Raw genomic sequence first — 11,131 nt, forward strand, 5'->3', positions numbered from 1 at the left:
CGACCCAGATTTCGGCACCGGCTGGCAGCCGGATCACACAATCCGACGCTATCTTGTTTTATTGCAACAGAACTCAGGATTCGGAGTCGGTACGAACTTCCAGGACGGTGGTTTTGGTCTCTGTTCGTCCAGCCGGTCCCCGGGCAGTCACCGAGATTCGAGTTCGATCGGCGCGAAACAGGTCGCGTGAGTATTCGAACGGAACGCCCGTCTGGTCTCGGGTGGTGCGCGTGATCAACAACAGAGCAGCATCAACGCGGGTGCCGAGTACCGAAGCCTCAGTCGTGGTGGCGTTGACAGCTTCGATCTGCTCCTCGGCCGCACCGGGAACCAAACCGTATGCCTGCTCCATCAATTCGTAGAGCGAGCCGCCGAGAGGACGCTCCAGCAGACCCGGAAACCTACCAGCCGGGAGTTGTACGTGTTCCAACGAGATGGGAGACCCGTCGGCGAGCCGAATGCGCCGAATATCGATCACGAACTCGTCCTCGCCCAAACCCAGCGCATCTCGCGCGCTACGGTCGGGAACGGTCATTTGAGTGGAAAGGATCCTGCTGCCGGCTACGTATCCTTGGCTCGCCAGATACGCGGGTAACCCGATGACACCGGAGAGATCTCGCTCGACCGTTGCATGACTGATGAACGTCCCGCCGGAACGCCCGATCGCTCGACGAACGACCCCGGCTTCCTCCAATGCAGCAAGAACCTGCCGCAGACTCGAGCGGCTGACTCCGTAGTGTTCTGCCAGTTCCCGCTCGCTCCCGAGCCTCGACCCGGGAGGCAATGCTCCGGAATTGATCTCGGCAACGATACGCCGCCGGACCTCCTCAGTTTGCGCACCCATGGGGCAGCCTCCTGAACATGGCGGGTATTCGGTCTGACCAAATAATAGCCGTGCGCGCCGACGACGGATTCACCGGGGACAGGTGAATCCGTCGTCGCTGTTCTTACATTTCGCCGAGCGCCATCGCCGACTCCGGAAGGACCTGTCCCCCATCCACGATCAACGACTGACCGGTGATGTACGCGGCTTCGTCCAGGGCAAAGAACAGTGCCGCATTGGCGATATCCTCGACGCTGCCCAGACTGCCGGCCGGGACACTGGACGCCATTTCGTCCAGATACTGCTGTCCCAAACCGTCGAGTCCCTCGGTGATCACATTGCCGGGCAAGACGGCGTTGATCGTTATCTTCTTCGGGGCCAACTCAATGGCAGCAGTTCGGATGAAGCCCATCTGCGCGGCCTTGCTTGCCCCGTAGTGCGACCAACCCGGATAACCGGTCACGGGCCCGGTGATCGAAGATGTCACGACGACCCTTCCATGCCCGGAAGTTTCGAGCCACGGCATGCACGCTTGCACGGCGTGGATGGTGCCCTTGACGTTGACGCCGAATACGCTGTCCATGTCCTCCGAGGTCATCTCCCCCAGCCGCTTCGACGGGAAGATCCCAGCGTTCGCGCACAACACGTCAATTCCCCCGTGTCGCTCAGCCGCAACTTCTGCCATACCGGCCAAGGAGTCAGGATTCGTGACGTCGACTTGAAGCGTGGAGACGGCGCCAGGAAGATCGTTCAAACCCTCCGCCGCACGTGCGAGAGTCGGAGCGTCTCGCGCGGTCATGAGCACATTGGCCCCTGCGCGCGCGAACACCCGAACCATTCCCAAGCCGATGCCCTTGCTACCGCCGGTGACGACGACCGAACGACCTTCAATGGAGTTGAACATTTGGACCTCATCAGAGTTGATTGATCGGGACTAGTCGGTCAGCGAACAGAACCGGTTCGTTCGAGTGAGGAACCGGCGGAATCGAGGTATCTAGTCGCCAGATCGCACGTTCCCGCCGCATAACTCGAACTCTTTGTGCGCGACTCTTGGGAATGCGAGTGGGAACCCATCCAGGCCACCAGGAGCATCCTGCGCAGCATGACGAATGTAGCGAGCATGTCTTCGTCCTCGTCGGACAATTCCGCGACGGTTCGGTACCCGGACATCCACGCTTCCTGCCAACGCGGCAATGCCGGGTCGTGCTCGATGAAAGACACGGCGGTACCGAAGTCGTACAGGAACCAGCCGAAACCACAATCGTCGAAATCGATCACGTTGACCTGATCTGCATCGACGAGAAGATTCGCCAGTCGGAGGTCTGCGTGCACCAAACCAAATCGGTCCGGGCCCTGCCCGTATCGTTCCAACCTCCGGTGGATCAATTCCACGGCAGGCTCCAACGTCGCAATCTCGTTGGTCCCGATGCCGACGGCATCTTGCCAGCGCCCCCACCGCGGTGTCTCGCCGAGTGTATTGGTCCAATCCCAGGAGAAGCGAGCGAAACCCGCCGGCTTGCGCCAACGCTTCGAATGAGAATGAAGTCTCGCTGTCACCGCTCCGAGTGTATGAAAGTCGTTTGCACAAATTCCCGCTTCATCCGGCTCCAAGCCACCCATCGTCTCGAAAAGGACGGCGTGCCGCGTTCGTCCGGAAACTTCCGTCGTCACGATTCGACGCCCGTCCGATGTCCGAATAACTTTGGAGGCATCAACGATGTTCTCCTCGTGGAGGGCATCGAGCCAATCCAGTTCTGACTCGATCGCCTGCGCATTGTGGTAACCCTCCCGATGCACGCGGAGGATTCCACCCGAGCCTGTCCCCGGGTCTTCGACCAGATAGGTCGCATTTTCCGACAAATTGATCATGCGCCACTGCGCATCTCGCGAGAACGTGTATTCCTTGATCGCACGATCTGCGACCAGATCTTCGGCCGATCCCGCACCTTCGACAAACATCAGGTGGTCCTCCTCTCCTCTCAGAAAACTGACTCAGCCGTGTTCGCGGCCTTCGATACCTGCCAAGACGTCCGTGATCCTGTCTCGGGCCGACGTCACCTCTTCGGTCGATCCTGCGATATACAGCCGTCCGGCTGCACCGATCATCTGCACGTCTACGAGAGTGATTCCCGGAGCTGCGCGTTCGGCCTCGTTGGCGGCCACCGTCGCGAACAGCGCCGGGGTCATTTCGTACACGAGCAGTGACTGCCCAGGCATTACCATCGATGCCTGTCTGTTCCGATTGATGATCACCGCATGCTGATCCGTGATGTCCTCGATCACGTCGTGGTAGAGCACCTTCGGTCGCAGCTGATCAGCTGCCTCGCTACCAGTGCCGTCCAAGATCGCCTGACCCGCACGTTCCACATCGGCGAGGTTGTTCGCATGAATCTCGAGAACTCCGAATTGCCTTTCCACGTAAAGTATCCCGGGCTCGACCGAAGGAACCGCCCTCAGCGCGAGGTCCATCACGCGTTCGATCGCGAGAGCTGGTGACACCTCGACGATGAGTGCGTAATCGTGCTCATACGGCGGGTACCCACGCGCGCGAGTGGGTGTACCCATGTACGCCGCAAACTGACGTTGCAGGTCGTGCACCATCAGGTAGACACGGATATCCGTTGTTGATTGCACTTGTGCGGACACCGAGGTGCCTCCTCCTCAGATTTTGATCCCGCCAGGACGTTGACCCTGCTGGGCCTAACCGATGCGAGCGAGCTACTTGGAGACCACCGAGAAGTGCGCACCGAGTTCGGCATGCGGACGCGGAATCACATGGACGCTTACCAATTCGCCTACCTGAGAAGCTGTTTCAGCACCAGCCTCCGTGGCGGCCTTCACCGCCCCCACTTCACCGGTGACGATGACCGCCACCAATCCGTCCCCGACCTCTTGCCGATCCGTGATGGTGACGTTGGCTGCCTTGACCATTGCATCGGCGGCCGCCAACGCTGCAACGAATCCCTTGGTCTCGATCATTCCGATTGCTGTGCTGGACATTTGTCGACTCCTTTGTTGACGGTTCTGTCGCGAGGTACGCAGACAGGAGGATCACGATCCGGTCAGAGACCGGAGTTCGGGGGAACTTCGGGGGTGGCGTCTCGATCGATCGATCCGATGACGAGAGCGTCCACAGGTGGTGGTGTACCGGGAAACCAGTTGGATGCGACGGAGCCCTGCGCAACGAGGACGTGCTCGCCGACACCCGAACCCAGAACATCGAACGCGATGAATCGGTCGCCCGACTCCAGAGCCTCGACGCGCAGAAGCGCGCCGTTCGGCAGTCCGTCGATGCGTCGCGACGACCAGATGCTTCCCGTGACAACTGCGGCAATCATCAGCGCTCCTTTTCGAATGAGACCCCGAGAGCGCGTGCCTTCTCGCGAGCCAGCGGGGTTATCACTGCTTTGCGCCCGAGAACAAGGCGCGCACCGGATTCTGCAAAGCGAGCTATGTGCCGCTCGGTCACCACACCCTCGTCGATACGGTGAACTGCCGATGTTGGTCCTGCCGCCTTGGGGCCGGGGGCGAGTGTGAATTTCAATCGGCCGGCACGCAGGTCTTGCCGCGATTTCGGATTCTCGAACAATTCCAGCAGCTTGAACACGAAGGTCTGCAGTTCGGCGCTGGTGCTCAGCCGCACTGCTTCGGTCTTGTTTCGACGAGAGACAGCCATCGGACCAGTCGGCGCCGGAGCGAGCTGAGATGAGGCGGGCTTGCTCGGGGCGGGCTTGCTCGGGGCGGGTTTATCCGGAGTGAGTTTATTCGGGACCTCAGGTGTGACTTCCCGGATGATCTCTCGAATCATAGTCCGAAGCTCTTCGGGCGGAGGCAATTTCATCAGAATTCACCTCCCAGAGCACTCTGAGCTGCCTCGGCGGCCTGCCGCACATCTGCTTCACTACCCGATAGATACACTCGACCAGTTGCACCCATCATGCGAAAGTCGACCACCTTGACGTCGGCTGCCTTCTCCGCCTCGTTCGTGGCCAGGATCGCATATGAGGCAGGCTGAACTTCCAGAACGAACAGCGAATCTCCAGCCAGCACCATCGATCCGATCTTGTTGCGATTGATCAGGAACGCATGCTGCGGTTCGATACTGGAAATGATCTTCGAAGCGAGAATTGTCGGCGAGATCGCAGAAGATCTGGTCGCCTCGAGTGCGTCCAGCGCCGCGTCTGCGGCAGAAGTCACCGCCCCTGTTTCACCGTGAAATTCCAAGTACCCGAATTGCCTTTCGACAACCAACACGCCAGCCTGCACATCAGCATGTTTGAGGGCAACGTCGGTTATGCCTTCGATATCGAGTCCTGGCGCAACCTCGATAATTTGAGCGGCAGAATCGGCCCGCGGAAGCGTTCCGCGGATGAAGGTACCCAGATAGGACATCGTCTGTGGTTGCAGCCTGTCAATGAAAATGAACGATCGAAGTTCAGCCATGGGTCACCTCTTGTTCAGTTGGGAGAGTTCTTCGACGACTATCCGACGAAGCTCTGCACGGAGCCGATCCGCATCTGTCGACGAGCCTCGAACAGGCGAGTCAGCGCGGATTATCCGCGGAACCGATTTCGGCACAGCCGCTCCCGACCTGGGGGCAGCGTTCGAAGCGATGGGGTAAACCGGCACGGCACCGGCCGGCACCTGCCAGATTTCGACGCCCGAAAGATTCGCCATGCGGACACTTTCGTCCGAGTTGTAGGCGACGCGAGCCCAGTTCAGTAGATGCTTCGGCTCGAGATTGTCACCGATCGAACTGCGCCCGGCGAATCCGGTACCGATCGTCATCGATGGAGCCAGATTCGTGTCGAGTCCAGCGCTACCCGTACTGTTTCCGACGTTCACCGAAATACGCAGCACCGGCACCAGCGCCGCATAGTTCATGATCGTGTGCGAATTCTCGCTGTGAATCGCCGCAGAATGACCGGCGCCGGCGATACGGACCACTGCCCGCGCAGCTCGTACACCTCGATCAGCGTCAGGGACCCGCACCATCCCGATCACCGGTGACAGTTTCTCGTGCGCCAGAACCTCTTCGGAGCGAACAACATCGAACGGAGCTACGAGCAGTCTGGTTTTCGCGGTCAGTCGCAGTCCGATCTTGTCCGCGATCCACACTGCATCCTTGCCGACGACGTCCGTGTTGAGGTGGCCCTCGGGAAACATATACTCGCGCAGTCGATTCACGTCATCGACATCCAGGAAGTGAGCCCCCACACGCTGCATCTCGCGCGTCAAGCCATCCGCAACTGCATCCTCGGCGATGAGTACGGATTCGTTGGTGCACAGAAGAGAATTGTCGAAAGCCTTGCTGTCGACGATTCGTTGTGCAGCCAAACGCACATCCGCGGTGGCGTCCACGAACACAGGTACATTGCCCGGACCCACTCCTAGAGCCGGATTGCCCGACGAGTAAGCCGCGCGGACAACGCTGGACCCACCCGTTGCCACGATGACGTCTGTTCGATCGTCCGACATCAGCGCTTCCATCAACGGAATCGTCGGCTCGTCGACCACCTGAATGATGCCGTCCGGTGCGCCTGCTTCCACCGCTGCGGCACTGAGCATGTGCGCCGCATCCGCACACGACAGCTTTGCCCTCGGATGTGGTGCAACCACGATGGCATTTCGGGTCAACATCGCGATCAATACTTTGAAGTACACCGACGAAACAGGATTGGTAGTAGGAGTGAGAGCAAGCACGACACCGGCAGGGCGTGGAATCTCGACTATCTTGTCGAGCTCGTCCACCCTGGGGCTGACAAAATCTTGCCCACGGTAAAACTCGAGGATTCCGCGTGAGCATGCCTGATTCTTCCGAATCTTGTCTGCAACCACCCCCATTCCCGTCTCGCGAACTGCCCATTCGGCATAGTGCCCAGACGCTTCGTATGCCGCGTCGGCTACCGCCTGTGCAATACGACCCACCGAGTCGGCGTCGTAAGTGGCAAATGACTCGGCTGCCCAAACGGCGCGTTCGAGCATATGTCCGGCAAAAGCCGTACTCATCAGATTGCCCTCCGGTCAGAGTTGTGAACGTCGTCGCGTGCTCGTCCGACAGCAACTTCAACGCGGTCGAGTACGTCTTCGCATAGCTCACGCGACATGAGAATGCCTGGTTTGAACTGCAGCACACGCGGATCCAAAGTCGAAAAGATCGCCCATACTCCCAGTTCGTACAGCTGGCGCATCACGAACTTCGCCCCTTCGGGGTGGTCGAATCGCAAACCGAGGATCACTCCGTTCTGACGAATCTCGGCGAACCAACCGGGGTATTGATCTTGAATTCTGCGAAGCCCGGCACCCATGAGTTCGGAGATGTAATGCACCATCGATCTCACCTCTGGGCGGGTGGTGATCTCGAGTGTCTTGAGCGCTGCGACACAACCGAGTTCGGCGCCACCGAACGTCGAGATGTGACCGAAGCCGTCCTGCTCGAGCCACTGCCCCGCCCGATCACTGAGCAGCACAGCCGCGATCGGATAGATGCCGCCTGAAATTCCCTTACCGGTCACCATGATGTCGGGGTCGATCCCGTGCTTGGTGATACCCCACAGTTCACCGGTACGCATCAGCCCTGTCTGCACCTCGTCTGCGATGTACAGAGCGTCGTACGCTTCCGTCATCGCTTTGACCGCCTCGAGGTAGCCCGGCTCCGGTAGTGGAAATCCGTACGTTGCCGGAATCGTTTCCATGATCACCGCTGCTACGTCACGGCCAGACAAGGCCTTGTCCATTGCATCCAGATCACCGAACGGCACTTGAATGAACTCGTCCGGTCGATCCGCGAGGAAGAGCTTCGCGAACCGATCGTCACCGGTGCCTACCGCAAGTCCGGTATGACCGTGATATGCCTTCACGATCGATACGATCTTTCGCTTCTGCGTTGCGTGCCGAGCACTTTTGAGCGCGATGTCTATCGCCTCTCCACCTCCGGACGCGAACGCAACCTTCGTCAGACCTGCAGGAGCCGTCTGGACCAACGCTTCAGCGAGTGCGGTGCGCGCGACCGAGGGAAAGTGGTGGTTTCCGATGTCGAACAGTTCGAGTCCCTCGGCCACTGCCGCCACCACCTCCGGATTTCGATGCCCGAGGTTGTAGGTGCCGCCATTCAAATGAAGGTCGATGAGGCGGCGGCCCTCCATATCCCACAGCACGTAACCCTCGCGTCGGCCGATGACCAGATCGATGCCACTGTCGGTCCAGAACTGAGTCTTGTCGGGGTTCCAGTACCGTTTGGCCTTCTCCAGCACTTCGCTCTTGGAATCGAAGCTGAATGAGCCGTAGTCGTACATATCCCACCTGTCCTGACTCGGGCCCGATTCGTTCGGGCTTTCGACTCTCTGTACATGTGAATCATTAATGGTCGGACCAATAAAGTCAATGCCTTGGGTAGGAAAAGGTTGAATCTGCCGACTTTGCACCTCAATAATGCTGCACAACATCATGATTCGAACGCCAACCGGCTTACTCGCAACCAGACATACCCGCCACGCCATGATTGGTCATACCAAATGAGAATCAGTTGATCGAAGGTTCAGCTTCCGGTTCCGATTCAGGTGTGTCATCCAAGACGATGCGTCCGATTCGGGCGTATCGTTCGGGAGCTCGGTACTTGTACCAAACTGCGACGAGCATTCCGAAAAGAAACAGTCCGCCCACGATGTACGGACTCAAGCGGAACAGCAGGGTATCTGCAGCAGCACCCGCCGCGAAACTGCGGTTCTCCCACAAGAGGTACACCACGTACAGCATTCCCAACCCGCCGAGGAGGGGAGCCAGAAGAGTTCGAAACCAGTTGGCCGTTTCCGGGTGGTTCCTGGAAACATGGAAATAACCGATGACTGCAAAAGCGCAGAGCGACTGAACAATCAGGATTGCCATCGTACCGAGAATCGCCAACAACCCGAATAGGTGGATGTACGGATCCATACCGGCAACCGCGAAGGCGATCACAATCGCAGTGGCCATGACGGTCTGGACGAACGACGCGATGTGTGGCGACCCGTGGACGGGGTGGGTTCGACCGACGGAGGCTTCGGAACCGGGAATCAGCCCCTCCCGCCCCAGCGCATAGATGTATCGAGATGCGCACTGATGGAAGGCCATTCCGCACGCGAAAGACCCTGAAATGAGTAGTACCTCAAAGACACTTACGGCCCAACCACCGACGAAATCACGTGTCGGACCGAAGAATATTTCACTGGAAGTCGAGGAATCTTGCGCCAGCTCGATGGCCCGGGCCGGACCGGTACCGGCGATGGCCATCCAGGAAACGAATACGTAGAACAGTCCAATTCCCAGAACCGACAGGAGAATTGCACGCGGAATGATTCGTTTGGGGTCGCGCGACTCCTCGCCGTACATTGCCGTCGACTCGAAGCCTACCCACGACCAGAAGGCGAAGAACAGTCCGATACCTGCCACTGCACCGCCGACGCCTGCCGCAGGCTCGAATGCATTCACCGGGTTGATCGAAGACACCGCGAACCCGTCCGGACCACCGCCGTGAACGAGCACTGCAACGGCCATCAGTCCCAACATCAAGATTTCCGTTACCAGAAAGGCCCCCAAAACCTTTGCAGCCAAATTGATATCGAAGTAAGAGAGGATCGCGTTGGCCGCGAGCATCACCAAAGCGAACACGATCCACGGAACGGATATGCCGGTGTATTTCTCCACCGTGCTGTGCGAGAAGAAGCTGAAGATGCCGACGAGAGATGCCTCGAACACCACGTAGGCCATCGTGATGATCGTCCCCGAGGCCATCCCGAGTACCCGTCCCAGCCCATGACTGATGAATCCGTAAAACGCCCCGGTCGCGGTGATATGGCGTGCCATCGCTGCATATCCGACTCCGAAGAGGCCAAGCACGATGGTCGCGACCAGATACCCCGCCGGAGCGCCACTGCCGTTGCCGAAGCCGATAGCAATCGGAACATTCCCGACCATGGCAGTAATCGGCGCAGCGGTCGCAACAGCCATGAAAACCACACCTGCGAGGCCGACTGAATTCTTCTTCAGACGTTGGACTGGCTGACCAGACTTGTTCTCACCGGCGGCGGCCGCACCGTCGGCCTCGGATACATCGGTCACGACGAAGGTCCTCTCAGTATTTGCCGAACGGATTCGACGACTCGAACTGCGACCTGTCGCCGCAGCGCACCTTGCGATCGACTGAGTGTGACACACGTAACATACCAAAACAAGACCTGTCTAAACCTTTTAAATAGCCATGTACTGCGGTTATTCTAATTGGATTGAAATTTGGTATGGCCGTTGGTTGAGAATAATCAGCGTTTGGTCCAACTCTCTCAGTGCTCATTTAAAGGGGTCAACCATTCGACCCCGCCAAGACGCTAGAAGCTCCGATCAACCGCCCACCATGCGATAAGCTGCCGAAACAGACCGCAGCGGCTCCAGCAGTGTGCGGGATTGGCGAATGGGTGATGAACGTGCCGCACTCCGGCGCCGGGGCGGGAGGCGATTCCGATGACGACTGGCATGGGTGGGCCGGTAGCCGAGCAGGTTCGCCGAAAGATTCTGAGCGACATCAGTTCCGGGATTCTCAAACCTGGGGATCGTCTCCCGAGCGAGCGAGACCTGGCCGAACACTTCCAAGTGAGTCGATCCACATTGCGGGGCGTTCTGACAGGTCTGTGCCAGGCAGGAATCACACATCGCCTACCAGGCCGGGCTGGAGGCACCTTCATCGCGCAGCGGAAGTTCGAGCGGGACCTTGATCGAGTTGACGGGTTGCCGTCCTATCTCGCGAGGCAGGGGATGACATCCGGGTCACAGGTGCTGTCAGCCGTCTTGCAAAACCCTGAACAGTCAATTCGAATCCGACTCGGCCTCGACGACGAAGCCTCGCTGGCGTTCAGCATCCTCCGATTGCGTTTCGCCGACGGAACTCCATTGTCCATAGAGCAGGCATGGCTCCCTGCTCAACGCTTCCCCGGGCTACTGGAGCGGCCATTGGGTGGCTCCGTCTACGAACTTCTACGAAGTGAGTACGACGTCGAGGTCGTGAGCAGCGAGGAAAGACTCGAAGTAGCCTCGGCGACACCGGAAGAGGCTCGATTGCTTTCCGTCCACACCGACGCGCCACTCATTTCAATTCAGCGAACTGCGCGGGACGCGGCCGGCGCAATCATCGAATGCTCGAACGACCTGTTCCGAGCCGACCGCACCCAGATCCTCGTTCGCTCGGCCGGTCACGGGATACGTGCCGAATCGGATAATTCTGATTCGGGGGTAGAACTCAACCTCATCTATTGAGCCAACCCCCCGACCGAACCCGCCAGT

12 protein-coding genes are annotated in these 11,131 nt (G+C 59.0%); 1 reads left to right on the forward strand and 11 read right to left on the reverse strand.

What is annotated here, in order from left to right; translation table 11 throughout:
* Positions 1-73 precede the first annotated feature (73 nt).
* From DBV08_RS05995 to DBV08_RS06045, 11 genes are all read right to left on the reverse strand, one after another.
* Positions 74-844: a GntR family transcriptional regulator gene (locus DBV08_RS05995; RefSeq protein ID WP_124566844.1), complete on the reverse strand. Its 771-nt coding sequence runs from the start codon at positions 842-844 to the stop codon at positions 74-76.
* Between the two features lie 103 nt (positions 845-947).
* Entirely contained in the window at positions 948-1,727 is a 780-nt protein-coding gene (gene fabG / locus DBV08_RS06000; RefSeq protein WP_124566845.1) for a 3-oxoacyl-ACP reductase FabG, read from the reverse strand.
* A 38-nt stretch (positions 1,728-1,765) separates the two neighbouring features.
* The gene (locus tag DBV08_RS06005; RefSeq protein WP_124566846.1) at positions 1,766-2,782 is read right to left on the reverse strand and encodes a phosphotransferase enzyme family protein; all 1,017 of its coding nucleotides are present in this window, start codon (positions 2,780-2,782) and stop codon (positions 1,766-1,768) included.
* Positions 2,783-2,815: 33 nt separating this feature from the next.
* Complete coding sequence (locus DBV08_RS06010; protein WP_050794046.1) at positions 2,816-3,424, reverse strand: microcompartment protein; 609 nt, start codon at positions 3,422-3,424, stop codon at positions 2,816-2,818.
* 117 nt (positions 3,425-3,541) lie between these two features.
* On the reverse strand, positions 3,542-3,823 hold the full coding sequence (locus tag DBV08_RS06015) for a BMC domain-containing protein (RefSeq protein WP_124566847.1): 282 nt from the start codon (positions 3,821-3,823) through the stop codon (positions 3,542-3,544).
* Between the two features lie 62 nt (positions 3,824-3,885).
* A complete protein-coding gene (locus tag DBV08_RS06020; protein ID WP_124566848.1) occupies positions 3,886-4,161 on the reverse strand; it encodes a EutN/CcmL family microcompartment protein in 276 nt (91 codons plus the stop codon).
* Positions 4,161-4,499, reverse strand: a complete 339-nt coding sequence (locus tag DBV08_RS06025; protein ID WP_308115616.1) for a hypothetical protein — start codon at positions 4,497-4,499, stop codon at positions 4,161-4,163. Before DBV08_RS06025 ends, DBV08_RS06020 begins: the two co-directional genes overlap by 1 nt.
* Before the next feature lie 164 nt (positions 4,500-4,663).
* Entirely contained in the window at positions 4,664-5,266 is a 603-nt protein-coding gene (locus DBV08_RS06030) for a BMC domain-containing protein (protein ID WP_003943811.1), read from the reverse strand.
* Between the two features lie 3 nt (positions 5,267-5,269).
* Complete coding sequence (locus DBV08_RS06035; RefSeq protein ID WP_124566850.1) at positions 5,270-6,832, reverse strand: aldehyde dehydrogenase family protein; 1,563 nt, start codon at positions 6,830-6,832, stop codon at positions 5,270-5,272.
* Positions 6,832-8,118 (reverse strand): aspartate aminotransferase family protein, encoded by a 1,287-nt coding sequence (locus DBV08_RS06040; RefSeq protein ID WP_124566851.1) that lies wholly within the window; start codon positions 8,116-8,118, stop codon positions 6,832-6,834. The genes DBV08_RS06035 and DBV08_RS06040 overlap by 1 nt, the downstream gene beginning before the upstream one ends.
* 226 nt (positions 8,119-8,344) lie before the next feature.
* On the reverse strand, positions 8,345-9,919 hold the full coding sequence (locus DBV08_RS06045) for an APC family permease (RefSeq protein ID WP_124566852.1): 1,575 nt from the start codon (positions 9,917-9,919) through the stop codon (positions 8,345-8,347).
* Positions 9,920-10,315: 396 nt separating this feature from the next.
* Here DBV08_RS06045 and DBV08_RS06050 point away from each other — a divergent pair, with 396 nt between their 5' ends.
* Entirely contained in the window at positions 10,316-11,104 is a 789-nt protein-coding gene (locus tag DBV08_RS06050) for a GntR family transcriptional regulator (RefSeq protein WP_124566853.1), read from the forward strand.
* Positions 11,105-11,131 lie beyond the last annotated feature (27 nt).

Origin of the sequence: Rhodococcus sp. KBW08 (assembly GCF_003852455.1) — a bacterium.
Lineage (GTDB): Bacteria > Actinomycetota > Actinomycetes > Mycobacteriales > Mycobacteriaceae > Rhodococcus_F > Rhodococcus_F baikonurensis.